This is a genomic window from Pseudomonas sp. WT-JTC, assembly GCF_056711565.1.
Map to the genome: position 1 here is coordinate 3570498 of NZ_CM160042.1, position 21582 is coordinate 3592079.

Sequence of the window (21582 nt, forward strand, 5' to 3'; positions counted from 1 at the left end):
CCATGGCTACCCTTATCGTGAGCTACCCCTTAACCGAAGGTGCGAGATTCGACCGGGAGTACTACCTTTCCACTCACATCCCGCTCGCGCGCTCCGCATGGGGTGAGTTTGGACTGCAATCGGCGGAGGCCCTGTTCCCGGCCGTCGGTCCGCAGCCCCTCGCGGGCCTGGTGATTCTGCGCTTCAACAATCAAGCCGGAATCGATGCCGTGCTCACCTCCCCCAAGACGGCTGAGGTTATCGGCGACGTGGCGAACTTCACCAATATCGCTCCGGTGATCTTCCGCGCGGACGACTGATGCATCGCACGGCTGCCCGAAGGCCGCTGATGTGCCCTTCGGGATAGCCCTGGCATAGCGGACCAGCTTCTGCGTCGAGTCTTGCAAGGGTGCTTTCTTCAAATAAATTCCATATGCTGAGCCGCAAATAGCAAGTTGCAGCTTTTTCACTGCAACTGTTACTCCGATCAATTGAGCCAGCGAAAATTATCCCTTTCCTATGCCTGATTCACGCCCCCAGACACCCATGAACAACAGCTCTCAAGCGAGTGATAGCGAATCCGAACCGGTCTCCCGCCGGGGTCGGCCCGTAGGCGACCACAAGGCGAAACGGGCCGAGTTGCTGGCGGCGGCGATCGCGGTGATCGCACGCGAGGGCTATGCCGGAGCTTCGATGCGCAAAGTGGCGCAGCACGCCGGGTGTACGACGGGAGCGGTGACCTACTACTTCGCAAACAAGGAGGAGATGATCACCGCTGTCGCACAAAGCCTGTTCGACCAGATCGACACTTTGCTGGAGAACAACCAGGAGCGGATCGATATCAAGGCTCTCATCGAACAATGGCTCGATTGGACGAACACCGATGAGCCGGACGCATGGCTCGCATGGCTCCAATTGCTTGGCTACGCAAGGCACGAACCGGCTTTCGCCGGCGTCATCAAGCAACGATATGCCCGGTTCCGCCAGGTGTTTACATCGGTACTGGAGAGAGGGCAAAGCCAAGGCATAATTCGCGACGATATCCCCGCCGAGTTGCTCGCCGATCAGCTCAGCGCGATCAGCGATGGATGGATGATGATGTTGCCGATCGAACCTGAACGGTTCGGTTCGAGCCGAGGTCAATCCCTTCTCGATGCCCTCATGACCTTGATCACTCCACCCCAACCGCAAAAACCACCTTCCAAGAGAAAGGCAGTCGCCAAGTAAAGCAGTTGACGCACGATGCTGAGTTGGCCTTCACGGGCAGCGCACTTCTCCAGGATCATTAGATCGGGGCTGCGCACCGTGCTTTCTTGCAATGGCTATTAAATGGCACCGGCTGCCTTGTTCTGACCGCCCTATCCAGCAGGACACCTGCCCTTATCATGCCGCGGCCCACTCCACCGGCGGCAAGGCCTGTGTCGTCCTCCATCCTCCTCAACACCAAACGCCCTTCTATTCTGCTTTGCACGGTTTCAAATGTGCTGTATTTTTACATAACGATTGTTATGTAAAAATACAATAAATATGACAGAGGCGAAGATGGATTCAGATAACGATGAATTGTCGCTGCCAGCGCGCCAGCGACGCTTGCTGCTTCAGGCGATTGGAAGCGTCACCTTGATCGGAGGGATCGCACTGAGCGGGCGGGCCACGGCTCAGGAGCTACATGCTGGCCAGGACGACGTCCTTGACGTAGCCATCATCGGGGCAGGACTCGCCGGCCTGACTTCGGCGCGGGACCTGCGCCGCGCTGGCTGCGAGTCCTTCGTCGTACTCGAGGCCCGGGACCGTGTCGGTGGGCGCACCTACAACCACGACCTGGGCAAAGGCGTTGTGTCGGAAGCCGGTGGCGAGTGGATCGGCCCCGGCCAGACGGCCATTTTCGACCTGGCCCGTGAACTCGAGATCGACACCTTCCCGACCTGGTACCAGGGCAAAAACGTCTACCTGGTGGGTGACGCCAAATTCGAACAGGACCTGACTAAAGGCCAGAACTCCAATGCGTCGATAGTCGAGAAGCTGAATGAACTTGCGCGGGGAGTACCCAGCAAGGAGCCATGGACCGCGACGAATGCGGCTGCCCTTGACAAACTGTCGGTCGGCGAGTGGCTGACGCAGCAGGGGGTCAGCAATGAGAGCAAGCTCGGCTTCGATACCTCCATAGGCCTGACAACTGGAACCCCTCCCTCAGTACTGGCGCTGTTGCACTACCTGTCCCTCATCAATTCCGCCGATTGCCGCATGGAAAAACTTGAGGGGTTCAAGGGAGGCGCCCAGGAAACTCGCTTCGTCGGTGGCTCGCAGATCCTCAGTATCAAGATGGCAGAGGCACTGGGTGACAAGGTCAAATTGTCCTGCCCGGTACGCAAGATCGTCGGCTGGGACCGAGATGTGGTCGAACTGCATACCGACCAGGGCGTCATTCGCGCCAGGCAGGTCATCGCTGCGCTGCACCCGGCCCTGTGCAATCAGATCAGCTTCGATCCCCCCCTCCCCAGCGGGCGCGCACAGTTACAGCGTCTCTGGCCGTCCCATGCCCCCATGCGCAAGACCGTACATGTCTACGAGCGTCCGTTCTGGCGGGACAAGGGCCTGAACGGCCAGATCACGCAAGCCGACGGACCGCTAATCCTGTCCTATGACAATTCGCCTCCGGATGGCAGCGTCGGTGTCCTCAGCGCCTTCGTCAGAAGCGGCCAATTGCCCCACGATGCCAACGCCGCCCAAAGCGCCCTGTCAGCCATCTATGCACAAGCAATGGGAAATGAAGCGTTGCACCCCATCCAGTTCCACGACCACGACTGGGGCAAGGTCGATCCCTGGACCCTCACCTGCGTCGCGTCAATACCCCCTGGTTTTCTGACCAAATGGGGTCAATACCTGAAACCGTCGGTCGGCCGCCTGATCTGGTCCGGCACTGAAACGGCCGATCTCTGGGCCAGCTCGATGGATGGTGCTATCCGTGCCGGCCACCGGGCAGCACTCGAAGCGCTCCAGGCGCTGGTTCAACGCCGGAGGAGCGTGTAATGAAGCGAGCATTTGTGATTGGTGCGGTCGGGACAGTTGCGGCCTTGGCGGTATCGAGCGCGATATATGGCCCGGAAATGGTGGCGGGCTATCGCTTCATGGACGCCCTCGACCAGCATTATGCCAACTACGAGGCCAATGGCGGCGCTTGGCCACAGATCCAGGATTCCTGCGCACTTTGCCACGGTGCCAATGGCCAGCCCCGGGACGCACAGTACGCTTCTCTGGCCGGTCTACCCGCGCCGTACATCGAAGCCCAGTTGCACGCATTCGCCGAAGGGCGTCGACACAGCCCGCAAATGAGCCCGCTCGCAGCAAATCTGACTACAGATCAAATCAAGTCCCTGGCGGACTATTTCGCGCATCAGCAGCCGGAAAGGACAGAGGCCCCCAGCCGCGATGAAGCGCTGGAACAACGTGGACAAGCCACAGTCGCAACCAGGGGATGCGCCGCCTGCCATGGCGAGGGCCTGTCGGGTGGCCCGCTCGCTCCCCGCATTGCGGGCCAGGGCGAACACTACTTGATAGACCAGCTCATCGCCTTCAAGCAGGGGCAACGCAAGGACCCCAACCATGCCATGAATGCCATGACCAGCACACTCTCGGAGGAGGAGATCAGGGCCACGGCCCACTTCCTGGCCAACCAGACGCCAGCTTCGACCCCAAGAGCCAAATAGCCCGTTGTTCATGAAGGTGGGCATGGACGCCCATCTGCCCCACATTTCCGTTCGAGAGACAGAACTCCCCCGGACCTACAGAGAGGCGGGAGTCAACGAACGAGCCGCCAGAAAATGGCGGCTCACTCCATGGAGCTCGCAAATCGGTTAACGGGCTCGTACAAGCGACCGAGACGCAACTTCCATCGCGCGCCCCAGCGCGCCATAGGCGTAATACAGTTGGATCATGGTGTAAGACCAAGTGGTCAAGGCGAAGGTCATGAACACCATTTTGTTGTCGTCTCCCGGGATCGGGTAGAAGTCATAGACGAGAGCCACGCCCAAGGCGACCGCAGCACCCACCGCCGTGGCCAGGGCGTGCAAGTTCTCTCCGGCACAAACCAGTTGCCAGGTGAAATAGGTGAGATAAATCGTGTAGCCCGACCACATGATCACATAGAAGTACGGAAGCGGCTCGCGAACGAAGTCAGCCAGGACGAGCACGAATGTGGCAGCGAACGAAGCCGCGAATATCAAGACATCCTTGGAGACCGATGGTTTGTAATTATGGGTGACCGCCATCAGGCCAAGAGTGGCAACAATTGGTACACCGAACCCGCGGGAAAAGGCATCGAGAAAGAATGAGATGCTGTAGTTAATCTTCCACTCAGTGAGGAGGTATATCAGAAGATTCGACCCGGAGAAGGCAACGATTAGCCACTCGAAACCGAGCAGATAATTCTGTTTTTTAAGAAACTTGATCCCGTAAGTCACTCCGCAAAGCACCAACAGAACGCAAGAAAGCAACGCAAAGGTATCCCTGATTTCCATAGCAATAGCCTCTATTAAATACTGAACTCAATACATCACTTCGCTACAGGAGCGAGTGCCGCGAGATAATGGGTAAGTGCTTTGCGATCATCCGCGGACAACGTCGTGACAATGGCGGTCATCGCGCCTGACGGATCCTTGCGGCGACCCAGCGCAAAAGCATTCAGCTGCGCCAGCAGGTAGTCATGCCCCTGCCCGGCCAACCGCGGGAATTGGTCGTGCCCCATCAGACCTTCCCCATGACAAGCGGCGCAGCCCCCGCTCGCCACCAGCTTCTTGCCCTTCTCCTGCAGAGCGGGATCAGGCTTGAACGACCCGTTTTCAGCAGCAGGGTGCTTGGCGAAGTACTCCGACAGAAGCTGAATGTCAGCCTCACTCAGGCTCAATGCCAGCGGGCCCATGTTCGGGTTGGCTCGCTCGCCGCTGGCGAAGTGGCGCAACTGAGCCGCCAGGTAGGGAGCCGGCTGGCCCGCGAGACTCGGGTAACCCTGATGCAGCGAGTTGCCCTGGGCGCCATGACAACCGATACATGCATCGGTCAGGCGTGGCCACGGCCCACCATCAGCCTGCCGTACCTCGCTGGACGTGCTGATGTGAGTCACCAGGCGATAAAGATCGAGCAGGTCCCTACCGTAAACAGTCAGCAGGCCGGCAGCGACCGTAACAAATCCCAGCAAAATCCACTTCTTCATATTCACCTCCTATGCCCGACGCAGGGCGTTAAGGGCCTGCAGGACACTCTGGTGGCCCGAGCGCACGGCGCCATCCATGTAACCGGCCCAGATATCGGCGGTCTCGGTACCGGACCAGATCAGATTTCCGCAGGCCGGCCGCAGCGCCTCGCCGTGGGTGGTCCAGAATCCCGGAGGTATGGCCGAAATGCAGGTGATCGACCAAGGATCGTCACGCCCCCAATCCTGATCGTGATAGGCCACGGGCTGCAGCGCTTTGTCTCCCCAGGCGCGCGCGTAGAGTTCCGTCAGGATGTGCTTCGCCGTTGCAGGGTCCGAGGGCAGATTGGCGTTGGATATGAAGGCGTTGATGACGCCCACGTCCCCATTGGGTGGCGAGTTATCCCAGGCCCAGATAATGGGACCGTTGAGCATGATGATGTGCCCATTCAGGCCCTTGTCGCGCCAGAACGGTCGGGGGTACACCATGGCCGTCTTGCGCGCCGGGGAGTGCGCTGGCCAGGCACGCTGCAGAGCGGCACGCGCTTGCGGCAGGGGCGGATCGAACTGCACCTGGTTGCAGAGGGCAGGATGGATGGCCACGATAACCTTGCGCGCACGCACCAGCCCCTGGTCCGTGTGTAGCGTGACGACCTCGCGATCCCAGTCGGCAATCCTGCGGACCGGGCACTGCAAGCGCACCTTGTCCCCAAGTTGCCCGGCCATTCTGGTGCTGAGAATCTGCGAGCCGCCGACAAAGCGAGTACCCTGGGCGCTGTCCTTGATCGAGTCGAGCTTTTCGTAGTCGCAACTGGCCGAATTGACCATGGACAGAAAATGCAGCAGTCCCATTTTGGCCGGGGTTACACCACCGCTCAGCGTCATGCTGGCATCCCAACCTGGCTGATCCTCGGGTTTGATGTTTTGCTGGGCCAGCCAATCGCCAACCGAAAGCTTGTCCAGCTCCGCTGCCTTCGGCGAATTCCAGGGCGCCCCCGAGGGCACATCGCGCGAAAGCTCGCTGAGCTTTCCAGCGACGGTCATATCAGTGCCGAAGGTTCCCTTGAGATCGACCTCAAGGCGGCCATCGCCGCCGAGAATGACCGTGCTGCCTTCGTAGAAGCTCGGGAAGGTTCCCACCCCCAGCTGCCGCGCGAGATCCTCGACAGCGGTCTGGCCCGGCCCGATCCACTGGCCACCGACCTCGGAAACATGGCCGTTGCCCATGTCGAAATTGAGGGTTCGACCTCCCACGCGGTCCCGCGCCTCGAGGACCACGAAGGACTGGCTGCCGGCCAGCTGCAGGTCCCGGGCGGCAGTCAATCCAGCCAGTCCAGCGCCTATGATGGCGACATCCAGAACATCGCCCGCCTCGCCAGTGGCTGCACCGGCATGCGCCAGCCCGACTTTCAGGCCGAAACCGCCTACGGCCACGGAGGCACCGGCGAGTTTCAGAAATTGTCTACGTTTTGAATCGAGTCCGGTATCGGAGGTAGGCCTCTTGGCCATGGCTAATGCCTCACGCAGCGGTTAATTGAGATCACTGACCAACAGGTATTTCGCTCCGCAACATTGGCGAAGCGAACATGATCAGTCACATGGGAAACATCAGAACAACGATGATCAGCTGCGCCGCTGTAGGGCCCTCCAGTTCGTCCACTCATCAAGAGCTTTGGCTGCCACAAGGCCAACATTCATGGCGCACCACTGCAGGGGCTCGGGAAGCATTGAAGGCGTCTTGTGGTGCAACGCCTCCATTAACGGATTCTCGACGCCACCGATTCGCTCGGCGAGTAGCTGCCCCATGAGCGATTGGGTAGCAACACCGTGCCCCGCACACCCAGCCGTGTAGAGGATGTTTTGCTGTGCCCCGGTTGCGCCCACCACCGGCAGAGCGTCGTACGCCATGCTGACGTAACCGCTCCAGCAAGATTGGATGGCAAGGCCACGCAGGGTCGGGAAGCGCTCGTGCAGCGCCCGCCCCAATGCGCGATAGGCGCTGGCGTCCGGCACGTTGGGTGTCTTCGAGCCATAGACGTAACTGAGCTGCTTGGTGGTCAGCACCAGCGTGTTACGTGCTGTCAGTCGGTGACTCTCCATGGTTATATGCGGCGTCACAATGCCTTCGCGCCCTTGCCAGCCGAGCGATGACAACTGCTTCGCGGACAGCGGCCGGGTTTCGATCGCAGAAACCCGGAACGGCGCGACCTTATTGCGCAGCAGGCCCAGTTGTGGAGTAAAGGCGTTGGTGGCCAGCACCATGATTGGCGCACTCGCGCTGCCGTGCGAGGTCTTGCAAGTGATGGTTCGCCCTTCGCTATAGGACAGCAGCGGAGTTTGCTCGTACAGCTTCACGCCCGCCTGAATCGCTGCACGGCGCAGTCCCAGCACGTATTTGCCCGGATCCAGCGTGCCGCCGTGCTGGGTGCAACCGAACAGGAAGGCTGGCGGAATCCCGCGTGTACGCATCTCGGCCTGATCTACGAAGCGCGTGACCGAACCCAGATCGAGCCCAACTTCCATGCTCTTGCGCAGTCGCTTTTCCTGCGAGGGATGAACGGCGGCGCGGATGAGCCCGGAAGGGTTGTAGTCGCAGTCGATGCCCAGTTCGATCAACCGCTTTTCCACATAGGGGACGCCTGCATCGTAGAAACGGACGATCTGCTTCGCCCGCTCGCGCCCCACTCGACTGACGAACAATTCAAACTCAAGCCCCATGCTGCCGGCAAGGTAGCCCGCATTACGACCACTGGCGCCAAAGCCGGCAAATTCTTGCTCGAGGACGATGACTTTGGCCCCGCGAGCCGTCAGCTCCAGTGCGGTGGACAGGCCAGCGAAGCCGGCACCGACCACTATCACGTCGGCGCTGACATCGTCCTGTAGTTCCGGTTGCAGATCGTCCGGCTTATCCATCCACCCACCGAAGCGTCGAAACTGCCCCGGATCGGTGAGGGTTATGAGGTTTTCGTTGCGATGGTGAGTAGACATGGCGGGGTCTCCTAGCGACTCAGAATATGGACAGCCACAGCGCCTTCCTCGATGCCGATCAGTCCCCCTCCGTTTTCCTGGATCGCATGGCGTGCGCCCTGGACCTGGCGAGCCCCTGCCTCGCCCCGCAGTTGGGTGGTCAGCTCGAACAACTGGCCAATGCCCGTTGCGCCAAGCGGGTGACCTTTGGATTCCAGGCCGCCAGAGGGATTGATCGGTATCCGACCGCCCACGGTGAAATCACCGCGCTCGGCACAGATCCCGCCTTGCCCCAGGGGCGCCAAGCCGAGATTTTCCGATTGAATGATCTCGCCCATCGCGGAGGCGTCATGGACCTCGGCGACATGCATGTCCTGCGGACCTAGCCCGGCGATCTCGTAGGCCTGAAGCGCGGCCAGGTGACTGACATGCTTCTCAGGTTCGGCCAGGTCGCGCAGGGTGAAACTGCGAATCACGCTGGCGGCGATCCGCACGCAACGTTTGGGGTCGGCACCTATACGCTTCAAGCCGGCTTCCGTACAGATAATCGCGGCTGCAGCGCCGTCGGTCATCGGCGCGCACATCGGCAGGGTGATCGGATAGGTGATGGGCGGCGCCGCCAGCACCTCTTCGATGGTGAATGGCTTGCGAAACTGCGAATAGGGATTGTGTACCGAGTGATTGTGGTTCTTGGCGCACACCGCGGCGATCTGGCGCTGGGTGGTGCCGTAGGTCTTCATGTGCCAACGGCACATGGCAGCGTAGATGGCCATGAACTTGCTGTACGGCCGATCGGACTCGGAGCCCGCCGGAACGACGATGCCCTCCCCCATCCTCACTAGCGTCGCGTAGTTCTCCTCGGCGGTGGAGACGTCCCAGCCAGCCTCGAACAGGGAAAGGGTTTTCATCTTGTCGGGTACGACCATCTTCTCGGCGCCCAGGGCCAGCGCCACGTCGGTGGCGCCGGCGCGCAGGCTCTGCACCGCCAGATGAACGGCGGTACTGCCCGAGGCGCAAGCGTTTTCGACGTTGTAGATCGGCACCCCTTCGATGCCGATCTTGCTGCACACCACCTGCCCGGGGATCGACAGTTGCCCCTGCAATTGGCCGTTGGTAATGCCAGCGTAGAAGACGGCACCGATATCGGAGCGCTGGGCGCGGGCATCCGCCAGCGCACCATTGAGTGCCTCCAGGGCCATGTCCTGGAGGCTGCGATCCGGATGGCGCCCGAACTCGGTCATGGCGATGCCGGCAATATAGATTGGTTCCATCAGAGGACTCCTGGACTTCAGATTTGCCGTTTAGCGTCTTGCCAATAACGGGCACGCAGGTCTTTCTTCAGCACCTTGCCGACCGGGCTGCGCGGGAGCGACAGCACTATGTCCACCGTCTTGGGTGCCTTCACCGAGCCCAACTGTTCCTTGCACAGGGCAATCAGCGCTTGCGCGTCGACGGTTTGACCCTCGTTCAACTCGATGACCGCCTTGACCGCCTCGCCCCACGTCTCGTCCGGCACACCGATCACCGCACAGTCGCGCACAGCGGGATGCCCCCAGATCACCTGCTCGACCTCGCTCGGATAGACGTTGAAGCCACCCGAAATGATCATGTCCTTCTTACGGTCGGTGATATGCAGATAGCCATCGGCGTCGAGATGACCGATATCGCCGGTGTGCAGCCAGCCATCGATGATGGTTTCGGCTGTCTTCTGCGGGTCCTTGTAATAGCCCTTCATGATGAGATCGCCGCGCACACAGATCTCGCCGGTTTCTCCCTGCGGCAGAATCTCGTTTTCGTCGTTCATGATCTCGACGCGAACCAGGGGGTTGGGTCGGCCGACGGAGGACAGCCGCTCATCACCCGCAACCTGTCCATCTACAAAGTGCTCGCCCGGCGTCAGATGCGCGATGGCGCCTGGTGCTTCGGTCTGCCCGTAGCCTTCCATCATTACCGGCCCGAAGACCTCGATCGCTTGACGCAGCTTCTCGACCGACATCGGCGCCGCACCGTAGAGGAAGTAGCGTAGTGACGAGAAGTCGACCTTCTTGTTCAGATCGGGAATGTCGAGCAGCCGATAGATGACGGTTGGCGGCAGGAAGAATTCCGTCACCTTGTACTGCGGGATCGCCGCGAGCAGCAGTTGCGGTTCCGGCTTGGTGATCACGACCACCGCGCCACCCCTGGCCGTGCAGGGCATGGACAGCATGCCGGCGGTGTGGGTCATCGGCGCCGCCGCCAGATTTACCGGCCTGGCATTGGCCGGATAAGGGGTATTGATCATGAAGTGCGCAAAGCTGGTTTGCACGCTGCGATGCGTGTTCATGACGCCCTTGGGCAAGCCCGTCGTACCACCCGTGGGACCAACCCAGATTACGTCGTCCGGATCAACGTCCACCTGCGGGTCGGTCGCCGGCTGCTGCGCGACGAAGTGCTGAAGCGACTCGGCACCTTCCACCTCGCCGTCGATGCAGATCCACCGGCGGATTTTGGGCAGCTGCGGCCGCAGGGCCGCAATCACTTCGGTAAACTCGCGCTGAAAGAACAGGATCTCGCAGTCGAAGGCGTCCAGCACGTAACGGTTTTCCTCGGGCGCGTTGCGCGCGCCCACCGGAATCCAGCACAGATTGGCGCGCCAGAGGCCCAGCGCACAGAGCCAGGCCGTCACATCGTTGGCCGCCCAGACCGCGCCCTTGACTCCGGACGCGAACCCCTGCGCCAGGAGCGCGTTGGCGATGCGGCAGGACAGTTCCCCCGCTTCGGTAAAGGTCGTGACCTTGCCGTCCTGGATGTAGGCCGCGCCATGCGGATTGATCCGCCAACCACGGTCGAAGAAATCAATAATCGCCATCTTCGTCACTTCACAGTTGGGTAATGGTGGCGCGAGCCAGGCCGCGCTGCTCGAGGAAGCCGAGCATGTAGCGGTGACCGAAGGCCTTCGAAGACGAGGCGAAGCCCACCTTGGCGGTGTCGTTGTCCAGCAGCTTGACCACTGCCGCGGCTTGCAGGGCGCCGGTGGCGATGTAGGGGGTGATGCCGTGCACGGTCGCACGGACTGCCGTCAGTTGACCGCGACCGATCGCGAAGTCCACTGTGCGCTGCAGGGTGCTGCGCTCACGAGGCGGCATGCTCGGCGTGGTCGAATCCACCAGACTCTGGATCACCTCATCCTGCTGCTCCTTCGGCAGGTGCTTGTATTCAGCCTCCCACTTCTGGCCCAGCCCGTGGACCATTTTCATCACCGGGTTGTCGTAGAAGCCGACACAGGACATGCAGCTGCGCACGCGACCATCGTTCTGGAAGTAGATTGGCAGCGAAGTGCCGCCCCAGGGCAGGCAGAACACCGACTCCAAGAGGTCCGGCGAGACCACGTTGAAGCTGGTATTGGGCGCGTACGGAACCAGTTCTTTCTCCCAGAGGTAGGCGCCCGGGTGGCGGAAGCCTTCGAAGATGGTGGCGGTGGAACCCACGGTCACACCGGCGGCACCGACGCGCGGGCCACGGGTCAGGGTGGCGGTTTCCAGGGAGTCGACACCGGGGGTTTCCAGGGCCAGCTCGGCAGCGATCTCGGCGTAGGTGTACATGTAGGATAGCGACGGCGACAGCAGCAAGCCGGCCTGGCGGAACAACTCGCCGAACTCATCACGCAGTGCACGAATGTGCTCCTGCTCACCGGCAGGGTCCAGGTAGTGACAGCCAGCCTTGAGCGCAGCCTCGACCGCCACTTTGCCGAAATTGACGAACGGGCCGACGGTGTTGCAGACCACGCGCGCGCCCTTGAACACCTTTACAAGCGCTTCGACCTCGTGTGGGCACTCGATGATTTCATATTTTGCCGACTCCAGGCCGACGACGCGTTGCGCCATCATTTCCTGGGCACGACCGGCATTGCGCGCCACAGCAGTGAAAGGAATGTTCTGGTCGATCAGCCAGTCCATGGTCAGCATGCCGGTGTAACCACTGGCGCCATAGACAACGACAGGATATTTGGCCATCTCGTGTTCCTCGCTTTCTTATTGGATGATTTTTGTTGGGTGTTTTGGTCGGCTCAGCCCTGGGCCCAGCCTTCGGCATAGAGCTGCTGGGCCAGCAACCCCAGGCGCATGGTCAGGACACGGTTTTCCCCGTCCTCGATCAAAGCAGCCTGTGTGTCTCGCAATAGCTTTTCGATTGGGTATTCGCGCGTGGTCCCGTTACCCCCGAACAGGCGGAAGGCTTCCTCGACAACTGCCAACGCCTCTTCAGTCACCGTGACCTTTGCTGAGGCAGTGGCGTAAGGGTGGGTTTGCGGAGACAGGCGAGCAAAACTCAGCGAACGACGAGCCACGGCGCGGGCGATCTCTACGCGTCGCAGCATTTCGCCCAGACGCAGGCGCGTCATTTGGTGGTCAATCAACATCCGACCGCCCTGGCGACGCTCATGGCAGTATTGCAGCGCATACTCGAAGGCTGCCCGAGCGACGCCAGTAAAGACTTGGCTCATGTGAGTGCCGGCATAGGACCAGGACGAGCTGACGGCGCCGTAGTAGGCATCCCGCTCGGCGATGGCAAAGCGCCGAGGTACCCGCACACTGTCAAAATAGATCTCACCCTGAGGCAAGGAACGCTGCCCGATCTTGTCCAGTGGTTTGCCCTTGGAAACCCCCTTGAGGTCCAGCGGGATGATCACGGCGATGCCATGGGGCAGTCCGTTGCTATCGAAAAAGCCGTCACCGTAGTCGGCGCACATCAGGCCAAAGGCGACCTGCGCTACTGCGCCATTGGACACCCAGGCCGAGCTCTGTCCATTGATGATGACCTCGTCGCCGACGACCTTTGCGGTCAGGTTGCCGATGTTAGCCTGCTGCCCCGCGGGCCAATCACGCGCTATATCGAAGAGTTGATTGTCGCTCCCGCGATCAGGCTGGGTGGCCATCCAGCAACCGATCCGGCCCTGGCAAAGCTCCACCAGTTCAGCATTGCCGGCAGCGGCCGCCATTTGAAGCGGGAAACCGGCACAGCCCAGAGAAACCGCCAGGCCTGCATCGCCCCAGCCAAGCTCTTCACCGATCAGGGATTCGATCCGCACCGCCATTTCCGGCGGCAGCTCCGCCAGCAGCGTCGGATCCAGCCCCAGCTTGGCGAACTCGCTGAAGAGTGAGTAATAGGGCGAGCCAGGAGCGATGACTTCTTCGGCGCTCATCCGGTCCAGTTCACGACCCAGCGGCCGCAGCACTTCCTTGGAGAAACGGTGTACCGAGGCCTGGATCGCTGCTTCTTCTTCGCTCAGGGGGGGCTCGAAACCGGACAACCCGGCAGCCGGCAACGTCATAGTGGATTTGAGCGTAATCATCAGAGCACCCTCGCCGGAACCGGCCCGCAAGTCATTGGCTGGCGACCGCCCAGGCAGTTGAGTTCGATAGCGGATGGGGCCTTTGGCGTTTCGCCCAGAAAGCCTCTGGCGACGGCCAAGCCGTCGTTCGGACAGGAATCAGCCTTGGAATCTTTCATGTTCGACCTCCTGGGGGCCTTTTGTTGTTTTGTCGACTTTAACAAGGAGTTTGATTTTACGCAACGACTGTTATGTTAATAATAATCGCGCACAAGACTTTCCCTGAAAGCGAGCCCTAATGGTTCGCCAGTCGTTCAACCGGGAGATGGAAGGCGTAGCGTAGGCACCACCTGACAACTGGCCAAAAATACGAAGTGCCCTGCTCTTCGAGCGAGTTCCTGACATGTAGGTTGTGGGAGCAACGGACACTTGCGCGCAGATAAATCCGCCATTCAGGGCGCCCCGAAAGGACGCCCTCTCCGGTGGCTAAAGCGCCTTTGAAGAGAGCATTTCCTGAATCGTCTGAGTGGCTTCTCGAGTTCTGCCCGCGAGCTTCTTCACTTCATCGGCCACTACAGAAAATCCGCGCCCCACATCACCGGCTCGCGCCGCCTCGATCGCCGCATTGAGGGCAAGCATATTGGTCTGGTCAGTGATGCTCTTGATCACGTTCACGACCTGCGAAATCTGTTCGTAAGTCGCCTGTATGCCAGCCAACTCTCGCGTGCGGATCGTTTGCGCAAGCTTTTCGTCCGAGATATCACGTACGGCACCGATGATGCGGCGGAGCCTGCCATTACGATCCATCACGCCCTGCCCCCTTTCGCGGTACCAGATCTCGCCTTTGAATTTATGCCTCATTCGGTACTCGACCGTATAGACTGAGGAAGGGTCTGCGGCATTAAGGTATTCCGTCACCACCTTCACGACATGCTTCAGATCATCCGGATGGACGATTGAGAAGTACCCCTCCCAATCATCCTTGAAATCCTGTTCCGAGTAGCCCACGAGTTCTCGGAACTGCTTCGACCAGCGAAGCTGGTTTTCAGGGTGATCCGGATTTCCGTCAACAATAAACAGCTCCCAGCAAACCTCTGTGAGCGCATTCTTGGTCACTTCCCAGACCTGTTCCTTCTCCCTGTATGAAACCAACTGCTCATTCAGATCGGACAGCTTCAGGTTGCTCTCCTTGATCTCACATTGAAGCTCGTGCATTTCATCCCGAGCGGCTTGCAGAGAATTTTTCAGATCACTGACCAGGGCACTTTCAGAGTCATCTGATCTCTGACTAGCACTGTTACGCTCCTGATGGTTGAGCCGCCGCTCCAGCCCATCGAAGCTGTCAGCCAACCATGGATATTTGTTGATCAACCCCCCTTGGAAATCGGGGGCTGGCTGTCCACTCAACAGCGACGATATTCGCGAGCTGACCTCTTCAGCCAGACGCTTGAGCTTTCTTCCGGAAAACATGGGCCCTCCTTAAAAACAGTCGAATTCATGATTGGCTGATTTCAAAAAAAAGGGACCGGACGTCGGATCCGACGAGGCCCCTCAAAGGGAGGAATCAAAATCAGCTATGGGGTCAAAGAACAGAGTCAACAACTCGCCGTTCTAGCGACGTCTCGAGAGATGCCTTTACTTGATTTGTACCGGCACCACACCACGTCGAGAAAACAGAACGGGATAGTCATTGCCGCTGAGTAATGCAGCCGTCAGCGAAACGCCATCGGGCGTCCTCTGCTCCTGGAAACTCCCTCCTCCATCGCTGCTGCGTACCATCAGCCCATCCAGACCGACCACGACTACCTGCTTTCCTGACACGGCGATGGCCGTGATCGAACTCTTGCTCTCCAGGGGCACGCGTTGCCAAACCTGTCCGTCCGCGGTGCCATGCAGCAGTGTGCCGCGTTGGCCACCGACCAGCAGGGTGCCATCGGCCAACACGGCTCCCGACCAAAGCGTGCCCTCATAGCCGGTATCCAGATAGCTCCAGCTTTTCCCAAAGTCATCGGAACGCAACACCTGGCCTCGTTCGGCAGCGGCATACACGCTGCCGCGAGTGTCGACGAAAAGCCCCATCAAGTTGAGATCGGCACGGCTAGATCCCGGTGGGGCTTTAAGCTTCTGCTCATCCCAGGTTTTTCCGCCGTCATCGGTCGTCAACACTAGTGACCAAAGGCCGACGGCGACACCTTGTTCGGCGTTGAAAAAATGCACAGCGAACAGTGGCCGATCCTCATTGCTGGACAGTCGTTGAATCTGCCAGGAGTCACCGCCGTCGTTGCTGGCCAGAATCGCCCCCCAGTGACCAACCGCCCAACCTTGCCTGGAATCGACGAATGAAACACCGGTCAATGGCGTGGACAACGGTACCGAGCTTGCCTGATGGAAGCTTTTCCCTTGATCATCGGAAAGCAACACCATGCCATGATCGCCAACGGCGACCACACGCCCCTTTGCCCATGCAGCATCCAGAAAGGTGGCCTGCGTGGCGTTGCTCGAAGGGACTGCCGGCACAGCTTCCAATGCAGACGCCTGAAGTGTGACCAGTGGCAGCACTGCAGCGAGTAAAGTCCCCATGAATAAAATCATGTATCGCATGTTGCTTTTCTCCTCAGTGCGCCAGTGCGCCGACCATGCGCACAGCGCGCTTACGCGGGAACACCCGCTCGAGCCAGACTGCGAAAGCCGGTAACACCGTCATGGCCATGACCATGTTGACCATGAACATGAACGCGAGCAGCTTGCCCATATCGGCCTGAAACTTGAGCTCCGAGAACGCCCAGGTGGCGACGCCCACTGCCAGGGTAATCGCGGTGAAAATGGTTGCCACACCGACTTCGAGCAAGGCATGTTCGACAGCCTTGACGATCGGCTGGCCCTGGGCCTGATGCAGTTGCAGGCGGTTATAGATGTAGAAGGCGTAATCAACACCGATACCCACTGCCAATACCATCACCGGTAGCGTCGCGATGGTCAGGCCGATCTGTAGCTCCTTCATGAACCAGTAGCCGATAAAGGTGCCAATGGTCAGCGGAAGACAGCACACCAGCACAGCGCGCAGATCCCGGTAGACGACAAACACCAGCAGCGCGATTGCGGCATAGACATACAGCATCATTGGCGTCTCGCTCTTTTCAACCTCCTCATTGATGGCTGCAATCACCCCTGCATTGCCCGAGGCCAGTCGCACCGTCACCCCGGGCATTGGGAATTCGGTACGAAAGGCCTTGGCGGCTTCGATCACCTTGTTGATAGTCGCGGCCTTGTGGTCCGCCAGATATAGGTGAACGGCAGCCATGCTGCAATCGGAGCGCATGATTCCCGGAATGCGGGCCACTTCGGTAGCCAACGAGGAGTAGTTCGCCGGATCAATGGGCACCGCATTCATTTTCGGATTGCCCTCGTTATAGCCCTCATTGAACTGGCGCATGCTGGTGGAAAATGCGGCAACCGATACCACCCCGGGTACGCCTTCCATTGCCCACACAAAGCGATCCTGGTACTGACCCAAGGCGACCTCTTCGCAGGCAACTGAAGCGCCGTCACCAGACTTGCCTGGATTGACCTCGAAGACGACGCTTAGCCAATCCAGGCCAATGTCGTAGCTGCTGGCGATGGCAACTGCATCTCGGTTGAAGCGAGAATCCTCACGCAATTCCGGTGCACCTGCCTGCAGGGAACCAACGACTCGGTCATGGCTTTGCCAGACCGCCGCGAGGAAGACGAGCAAAGCAATGCAAAGCACCCGTTTGGCATTACGCCACTCGGCAAGCCTGGCCAGTCCATGCAACCAACGGGCACGGCGCTGACGGGAGATCTCCTCGGTCGCGGCGTAGTCACCGTCGACCCGCAGCATCGACGCCACCAACGGCAACATCACCAGATTGGTGATGATCTTGAAGGACACACCGAGCGACGCGGTGATGGCCAACTCACGTACCATCGGAATCGGGATCAGCACCAACGTTACGAAGGAAACAAAAGCGGTCACCAGTGCCAGCGTGCCGGGGATCAGCAAACCGCTGAAGCTGGAACGCGCCGCCTCCTCAACGCACTTTCCATGGGCGATTTCCCGCACGATGAAATTTATCTGCTGCACGCCATGGGACACGCCGATGGCGAACACCAGAAAGGGCACCAACACGGCAAGCGGGTCGAGGCCATAGCCAAGCAGCCTTAGACTGCCAAACTGCCAGACCAACGAAGCCAATGAACACCCCAGTGCCAGCAGAGTGAAACGTACGGAGTGGCAGTACCAGTACACCGCAGCGGCCGTCAGCAGCAATGCCAGCAGGCAAAACTCCAATACTGCAGACGCGCCATCGGCAATATCGCCGATCTGCTTCGCAAAGCCGATGATCTGAATTTCGAAATCACCGTCCTCGAACTGCTGACGAATTTGTTTTTCCAGGACCTGGTTGTAAGCCACATAGTCCAGGCGCGCGCCAGTGGCGTCAAACTCATTGAGTTCGACGGTGATCATCGCGCTGCTCTGATCCCGCGAGACCAACGTGCCGATAAAGCCCCCCTGAGCCGTCGAATCGGCGATCCTGGCAATGGTTTCATCATCGAGGCGTTCGGGGGTTACCGTACCCGGTACAAGTGGATCTGCACGGAAGCCCTCCTCGGTTATCTCGTTGACGAAAGCGTTCGGCGTCCACAACGAACGCACGCTGCTACGCGAAACATTGGGTAGAAAGATGACTGCCTGAGTGACGTCATATAGACGCTTGAGAGCCGTCTCGCTCCAGATCTTGCCTGCGCGAGCCTTGACCACGATGGTTAGGCGATTCGCCCCCAACAGGTCATTGCGGTACGCCTCGAACGTTTCTACATATTCATGGCCGATGGGCAGCTGCTTTTCAAAGCCGGCATCCATACGCAACTGAACAGCAAACCAGGCCATGATCAGAGTGAAGATGACCAGACTCGCCAGTACTAGCCGGCGATGCCCAAACAGCCAGTTTTCGATGCGAGGCAGCACGCCACGCCCCCGTTTGACGGGCACTTTTACAGAAGTATTCACGACATGCCTCACAGAGTGCGCGAAATCACGAAACCGACATAGTCGCGATCACCCAACAATTGATCGTAGGGGGTATCGCCCCCCATGAATTTCGCGTAGTTGAAAGAGACCTGCCAACTCGCGGGGTTACGCACGAAGTTCAGATACAGGTTCATGCTGCTGGCACCTTCGGTAAAGGTTGCAGACAGATTGGGTGTCCGTCCGCCCAGCGAGCGCGAATAGAAGATCCCTGGCGTGACCTGCCAACCCGGAAGTAACGTCCCGTCATAGGTGAGACTGAAATCCACATTGACGCCCGATGAGGTTTTGTCGCCCTTGGCCGTCGGCGGCGTCGATGGATCCAGCTGCCAGGTGTTCAAACCCGCGGAAATCAGCTCACCGTTGACGCTGTCATGCAGATCGGGATACTTCACGACCACCAATTCAGACAGCAGGGTGCCCGTGCTGGCGCCGGTGAAGTCAAGCAATCTGGGGGAGTTGGAAGGTGTCAGGCTGTATAGGCCGGTCAGGTGCCACTGGAATTTTTTCTGGTCGTCCCAGCATTTGCCACCATTGTTCGCACAGAGATCGAGAACAGGGTTGAGTGGCACCGCATCCTTGGGGCGGTAGGACAACTCCGTGCCGACAGCCCAGTCGCCAATCGGCATGTTGGCGCTGATGCCATAGAGCATACGGTCTTCCGGATATACCCACTTTTGCGAAAGGGCGAAGGTCTCCGGATCGAGCACCTGCACCGTCAGCGACGGGAGTTTTTCGTGATAGCGCATCACGTAAAGGCCGAGATTGAGATCGGTGTCATCCGGTTGCCAACGCAGCGAGATGCCCCACTGTCCGCTATCCCGCGCATGCTTATCGTCGAAGCCGTAGGACTGCATGCCCTCACCGAGCCCGTGAGTAGTCGACCAGTAACTGCCAACGGGTGGCAACTCGCTCTTGTTCCAGCCGAACTGATAGTAGGCCTCAATGTTCAGGCCCGAACCCAGACCCGAAGCGAGGCTTAGCATCGGGGCCGGCAGCACGGCTTCCTTGAGCTGGACACCAGGACGCGCGAGGGCCTGGTAATCGTAAGCGTTGGTGTTGTTGATGCCACCTACCACGAACAGGCTTTCGCCCCAGTTGATCACCTGGTTACCCAAGCGAGCCCGGACGCGCTGATCGCCGACATCGAAGCTCTTGCTCACCCACAGGTCGAGCAGGCGAGCCTTGAATTCGAGGTCGTCACGCGCATCATTGGTAAGACCGTCGCTGCCAACGCCCGGAGGTGTGTTGAAAGACAGGGCGCCGGTGGTATCGGTGGCGGCGAAGTCACGGATCCAGCTCCCACGCGCCATGAAGGCGAAGTCCTCCGGTAACTTCAGCAGCAACTCATGGGAGCCCTTGATGTAGTTGGTGAACAGGTCACCCTTGTCGTAGTTCAAGTCGCCCTGATCACCAATGCCTGAGGTTTGTGCCAGGCAACCACTGGGCGGGTTGTGTCCGGTAGCGCCGGTGTTGATCAGATTGCAAGATTGCGATTCGGTGCGCAGGCCCATGCCCACGGCGATGGTGGAATCGAACGAACCGTGGATGTTCTCGGTTTCAAACGTGAACGCCATTGCCAAAGGGGTTGCACACGCGATGACAAGGCCTGATGTTTTTGTGATTATTTTTTTCATGATGGCTCTCGATCGATCGCTTTTCAGCGTTCACTGATGGCACGCAAGTTGTCGGAGGTGTAGAAGTCACGCTTCAGGCGGGGGTTGCCGGTACTCTCGGTGAGCCAGCGGTGATCGTTCTTGCCCACTCCGACAGACGTCATGTCGTACAGGTAGCGACCGTCAACCAGGTTGTACTGCGCTTGTGCCTCCATATCGCAGGTGCCTGTCTCGTAGACAGGGATCGTATAGCCTTCGCGAACCTTCCAGATTTGCCCTTGCTTGTCGTAGTCGACAGCCATCAGAGCGTTCCAGCTATCTTCATCGATGTAGAAGAGTCGCTTCGGAGCCTGGTGGCGCATGCCCTGGCGAACCGTGGCCTCGACAACCCAGACACGATGCAATTCATAGCGGCGTGATTCGGGCGCGATGTAATCATGCTTGGCCACATTCTCAATGTTGGCAGAGGCGTCATAGGCCCCGAAGGCGTTGTAGGGCACCAACAACTCCTGCTTGCCGACCAGCTTCCAGTCGAAGCGGTCCATCGGCCCGAAGAACACGTTCGACTCATCGATGGTGTACTGATTATCGAGACCAATTTGCGGAGAGTCGTAGGAGTAGGCGGGCATGCGACGCACACGACGCTGGCCGGGGAAGTAATAGAACGTGGTCGCCTGTTCGCCAGCCTTGGTAGTCACCACACCGGCCTGCCCGGCAAGGGCAGCAGGATCCAAATAGGAGAAATAAGTGGCGACCTCCAGGCGATCGAAGGAAGAGAACAACGCACTGCCCTTTTCTCCCCATGGGGTATACATGAACCAGTCCGTCGAAGTGCGCAGCCAGTCGTTCCCCCCCTTGCGCGGCGATATCCCGGAAACGGTCTTGGACATATCGAAACCAACGCCGCGGTAGCGCATTTTCATGTTCCACATCACCTCGGCACCGGTGCTCGGCATAGGGAATGGAATACCGGGTACGTAAGCTTCTTTCAGGGCCAGACCATCGGCATCCAATGTGGCGAATCCGACGTTCTTCCTGGTGTTATCAGCGACGAAGTCGGGCACACCGCAGCTACGACGGGTCGGATACACATCCATGCGATAGCCCGGGATTTTCTTGAACAGTTCCACCTGGCCGGGTGAAAGCTTGTTCGCATATTGCGAGACATTGTTGGAGTCGATACTGAAAAGCGGCTTGTCGTTCTTGAATTTCCAGGATTGACCACGCACCTGGCCGTAAGTCCAGCCACCGCCCTGCGGACCGGGCGGAGTCCAGGCCGGGATGACCCCATCGGCACTTGCCGCGACCTCCCCTCCCAGCGGCGTTAGCTTCGTACCGAGTAGCGCAGGATCCTTCTGTGCAGCTTGAACCGTGCCAATAGCAGCCAATGCTGCCAATGCCGCGATCAGATGCCTGACTCCACTTCTGGTGGAGATGCCGGCGCATGGACGCGCAATAACTTCATTCATTGGAAGAT

General features: G+C 59.4%; 18 protein-coding genes. 4 read left to right on the forward strand and 14 right to left on the reverse strand.

The genetic code is table 11. From position 1 onward, the window contains the following. The first annotated feature begins 2 nt into the window (after window positions 1–2). The 4 genes from AC06G5_RS16320 (at window position 3) to AC06G5_RS16335 (ending at window position 3686) form a co-directional block, all read left to right on the forward strand. A complete protein-coding gene (locus AC06G5_RS16320; protein ID WP_457265887.1) occupies window positions 3–299 on the forward strand; it encodes an EthD family reductase in 297 nt (98 codons plus the stop codon). A 226-nt stretch (window positions 300–525) separates the two neighbouring features. Further along, a complete protein-coding gene (locus tag AC06G5_RS16325; RefSeq protein ID WP_480457553.1) occupies window positions 526–1206 on the forward strand; it encodes a TetR/AcrR family transcriptional regulator in 681 nt (226 codons plus the stop codon). A 315-nt stretch (window positions 1207–1521) separates the two neighbouring features. Next, the gene (locus AC06G5_RS16330; RefSeq protein WP_480457555.1) at window positions 1522–3009 is read left to right on the forward strand and encodes a flavin monoamine oxidase family protein; all 1488 of its coding nucleotides are present in this window, start codon (window positions 1522–1524) and stop codon (window positions 3007–3009) included. Beyond that, the gene (locus tag AC06G5_RS16335) at window positions 3009–3686 is read left to right on the forward strand and encodes a c-type cytochrome (protein ID WP_480457557.1); all 678 of its coding nucleotides are present in this window, start codon (window positions 3009–3011) and stop codon (window positions 3684–3686) included. Before AC06G5_RS16330 ends, AC06G5_RS16335 begins: the two co-directional genes overlap by 1 nt. Window positions 3687–3833: 147 nt before the next feature. Here the strand turns inward: AC06G5_RS16335 and AC06G5_RS16340 are convergent, their stop codons facing one another. The 14 genes from AC06G5_RS16340 to AC06G5_RS16405 all read right to left on the reverse strand — a co-directional run bounded on the left by AC06G5_RS16340 (window position 3834) and on the right by AC06G5_RS16405 (window position 21574). Continuing rightward, window positions 3834–4496, reverse strand: coding sequence for a hypothetical protein (locus tag AC06G5_RS16340; RefSeq protein WP_480457559.1), 663 nt, complete (start codon window positions 4494–4496; stop codon window positions 3834–3836). 35 nt (window positions 4497–4531) lie between these two features. Further along, a complete protein-coding gene (locus AC06G5_RS16345) occupies window positions 4532–5188 on the reverse strand; it encodes a c-type cytochrome (protein ID WP_480457561.1) in 657 nt (218 codons plus the stop codon). Between the two features lie 9 nt (window positions 5189–5197). Next, the gene (locus tag AC06G5_RS16350; protein ID WP_480457563.1) at window positions 5198–6676 is read right to left on the reverse strand and encodes a flavin monoamine oxidase family protein; all 1479 of its coding nucleotides are present in this window, start codon (window positions 6674–6676) and stop codon (window positions 5198–5200) included. A gap of 114 nt (window positions 6677–6790) precedes the next feature. Then, window positions 6791–8155: an NAD(P)/FAD-dependent oxidoreductase gene (locus AC06G5_RS16355; RefSeq protein ID WP_480457565.1), complete on the reverse strand. Its 1365-nt coding sequence runs from the start codon at window positions 8153–8155 to the stop codon at window positions 6791–6793. A gap of 11 nt (window positions 8156–8166) precedes the next feature. After that, entirely contained in the window at window positions 8167–9405 is a 1239-nt protein-coding gene (locus tag AC06G5_RS16360) for a thiolase family protein (RefSeq protein ID WP_480457567.1), read from the reverse strand. A 17-nt stretch (window positions 9406–9422) separates the two neighbouring features. Beyond that, window positions 9423–10982, reverse strand: a complete 1560-nt coding sequence (locus AC06G5_RS16365) for a class I adenylate-forming enzyme family protein (protein ID WP_480457569.1) — start codon at window positions 10980–10982, stop codon at window positions 9423–9425. A gap of 10 nt (window positions 10983–10992) precedes the next feature. Next, window positions 10993–12126, reverse strand: coding sequence for a saccharopine dehydrogenase family protein (locus AC06G5_RS16370; protein ID WP_480457571.1), 1134 nt, complete (start codon window positions 12124–12126; stop codon window positions 10993–10995). Between the two features lie 53 nt (window positions 12127–12179). After that, window positions 12180–13463, reverse strand: a complete 1284-nt coding sequence (locus tag AC06G5_RS16375) for an acyl-CoA dehydrogenase family protein (RefSeq protein ID WP_480457573.1) — start codon at window positions 13461–13463, stop codon at window positions 12180–12182. Beyond that, complete coding sequence (locus AC06G5_RS16380) at window positions 13463–13621, reverse strand: hypothetical protein (RefSeq protein ID WP_480457575.1); 159 nt, start codon at window positions 13619–13621, stop codon at window positions 13463–13465. Before AC06G5_RS16380 ends, AC06G5_RS16375 begins: the two co-directional genes overlap by 1 nt. 307 nt (window positions 13622–13928) lie before the next feature. Further along, window positions 13929–14912 carry a methyl-accepting chemotaxis protein gene (locus AC06G5_RS16385; RefSeq protein ID WP_480457577.1) on the reverse strand — a complete coding sequence of 328 codons (984 nt, stop codon included), beginning with the start codon at window positions 14910–14912 and terminating at the stop codon, window positions 13929–13931. A 165-nt stretch (window positions 14913–15077) separates the two neighbouring features. After that, window positions 15078–16043, reverse strand: a complete 966-nt coding sequence (locus AC06G5_RS16390) for a WD40/YVTN/BNR-like repeat-containing protein (protein WP_480457579.1) — start codon at window positions 16041–16043, stop codon at window positions 15078–15080. A gap of 13 nt (window positions 16044–16056) precedes the next feature. Beyond that, the gene (locus AC06G5_RS16395) at window positions 16057–18471 is read right to left on the reverse strand and encodes an efflux RND transporter permease subunit (protein WP_480457581.1); all 2415 of its coding nucleotides are present in this window, start codon (window positions 18469–18471) and stop codon (window positions 16057–16059) included. A gap of 8 nt (window positions 18472–18479) precedes the next feature. Further along, complete coding sequence (locus AC06G5_RS16400; RefSeq protein ID WP_480457584.1) at window positions 18480–20126, reverse strand: DUF1302 domain-containing protein; 1647 nt, start codon at window positions 20124–20126, stop codon at window positions 18480–18482. Window positions 20127–20149: 23 nt separating this feature from the next. After that, complete coding sequence (locus AC06G5_RS16405; RefSeq protein ID WP_480457585.1) at window positions 20150–21574, reverse strand: DUF1329 domain-containing protein; 1425 nt, start codon at window positions 21572–21574, stop codon at window positions 20150–20152. Window positions 21575–21582 lie beyond the last annotated feature (8 nt).